Source organism: Paraburkholderia caledonica NBRC 102488 (assembly GCF_000685095.1).
GTDB classification, from domain to species: Bacteria; Pseudomonadota; Gammaproteobacteria; order Burkholderiales; family Burkholderiaceae; genus Paraburkholderia; species Paraburkholderia caledonica.
In genome coordinates, this window is the sequence record NZ_BAYE01000056.1 from 1 (window position 1) to 2,492 (window position 2,492).

The 2,492-nt window shown below is 66.9% G+C and carries 1 protein-coding gene; it reads left to right on the forward strand.

Translation table 11 applies throughout. From position 1 onward, the window contains the following. On the forward strand, positions 1 to 2,492 hold a 2,492-nt coding region (locus tag BCA01S_RS36345), incomplete at both ends, for a condensation domain-containing protein (protein ID WP_042320525.1).

Below are 2,492 nucleotides of genomic sequence, written 5' to 3' on the forward strand. Positions count from 1 at the left end.
CGGCTTCCGTATCGAACTCGGTGAGATCCAGGCGGCGCTGCGGGCGCATCCCGAGGTGCGGGATGTGGCGGTGCTGGTGTCGGGCCACGGCAACGGCGACGCCAACAACGGCAACGACAACCGGCGTCTGATTGCCTACGTGGTGCCGCGCGGCGGACCCGATACAGGCGATGCGGGACGCTGGCAGACGTGGCTCGCCGCGCGTCTGCCGGGCCACATGGTTCCGTCGTCGTATGTGGAGCTTGAGCGCTTTCCGTTGACGCCGAATGGCAAGCTCGATCGCCGTGCGTTGCCTGCGCCGGAGACGGTGGCGAACGCGAAGCAGGGCGTCGCCGCGTCGACGCCCGCCGAGGCCGCCTTGCTTGCCGTCTGGCGTGCCGTGTTGCGGCGCGACGACATCGGCGTGACGGACAATTTCTTCGTGACAGGCGGCGACTCGATCCTGAGTCTGCAAATCGTGGCAAAAGCGCGCGATGCCGGTTTGCACGTGACACCGCGCATGGTGTTCGAAGCGCCGACCGTGCAACAGCTTGCGCGTGCGGCAGTACCTGTGCCGGCACCGGCTTCATCGGCATCGGCATCCGCATCTCTCGCGGGCGTTGAACCATCGGCTGGAAGCAGCGCGCCGGCGTCGTCCGATCTGTGGCGTGCGCTGGGCATCACGCCTGAGCACGTCGAGGACGTCTATCCGGCGACGCCGCTGCAAAGCGGTCTGCTTTATCACACGCTCGCGGAGTCGCAACAGGGCGCGTATCTCAACCAGATGCGCGCGACACTGTCGGGCACGCTCGACGTCGCCGCAATGCACGCAGCGTGGCAGGCCGCGCTTGCGCGTCATGCGATATTGCGCACGGGTTTCGCGTGGCAGCACGGCGGCTCGGTGATGCAGATTGTCCATCGCAGCATCGCGTTGCCGTTCGAAACGCACGACTGGTCGGCCGCACCCGATTACGACGCGCGCCTGACCGACTGGCGGGCGCGCGGTCTCGCCGATGGCATCGTGCCAGACCACGCGCCGCTCATGCGCATCGCGCTCTTCATTCGCGACGCGCACACCGCAGACCTCGTGTGGACGCATCATCATCTTCTGCTCGACGGCTGGAGCGTTTCGCTGTTGTTCTCGGAGATCTTGCGCGACTATCGAATGCGCACGAGCGGCGCTGCCGCGACGTTCGAACAGGCGCCGCCGTATCGCGGGTACGTCGAGTGGATTCGTGAAGCGGCCGACGATCCTGCAACCGAGGCGTGGTGGCGCGCATGGGCCGCGCGCGCCGACGATCCGGCGACGCTCACCGCGAGTCTCGGCGAGCCGCGCGCAGCAGAACCGGGCGCCCATGCGCGGCGCCGCGCGCTGGACGAAGCGCTCGTCGCGCGTTTGCACGCAGCGGCGCGTCGCCACGAAATCACGCTCAATACGCTGATGCAAGGCGCGTGGGCGGTGCTGCTCGCGCGCTACGGACATCGGCACCAGGTTTCATACGGCACTACGTTGTCGGGACGGCCGGCGCATCTGCCGGGCGTCGAACGCATGTTGGGGCTTTTCATCAATACGCTGCCGGTGCAGGTCGACGTGGACGCAAGCGCGGACCTCGGCGCATGGCTACACAAGCTGCAAGGCGAGCTGATGGAACTGCGCCACTACGAGCACACGCCGCTCCCGCGCGTGCAGCAGTGGAGCGGACGTAGCGGCGACGCGCTGTTCGACAGCATCGTCGTTTTTGAAAACTATCCCGTCGATGCGGCACGCAATGGCGACGCGAGCCTGAAGGTGGAGTCGATCGATTCCGTCGATCCCACGCATTACCCGCTCGCGCTAGCGATCATTCCGCGCGGAAAGACGCTTTCGCTCGAATGGGCGTGGAACGGCGAGCGCATCGATCGCGAGACCGTCGAGCGAATTGCATTGCAGTACGAATCGATTCTGACGCAGATGACCGAGGACGCCGCGCAACGCGTTGGATCGTTGACGCTGCCTCGTCGGTATGAAGCAGCACCGTTGCAGCGTTACGCGTTCGAGTCGCTCGGGATGGCGCTCGCGGCGCAGGCGAAGCGCTCACCGGATGCGATTGCGTTGCGCTGCGAGGACGAATCGCTCACCTATGCGGAACTGGACGCGTGGTCGGCGATGCTGGCCGCACGGCTCGTCGCGCGAGGCGTTGGCGCCGAGCGGCGCGTGGGGCTGTGCGTGGCGCGCGGCCCGGCGCTGATTGCAGCGCTGCTTGGGATCATCCGCTCGGGTGGGGCGTTCGTGCCGCTCGATCCTGAGTATCCGCCCGCGCGTCTTGCGCAGATGATCGACGACGCGGGCATCGTGCAGGTGGTGGCCGATAGCGCTAGCGCGAAGCAGATGGCGGCGGTGCTGGCGGGGTGTGAGGTGGTTGAGGTGGGAGGCGCCGTCTTGGCGACTCAGCCGGATGACGACGCAAGCGCGGAAACAGCGCCAGCAGCGGCAACAGACTTCCTCGACGCCCCCCTTCATCCCGACCAGCTCG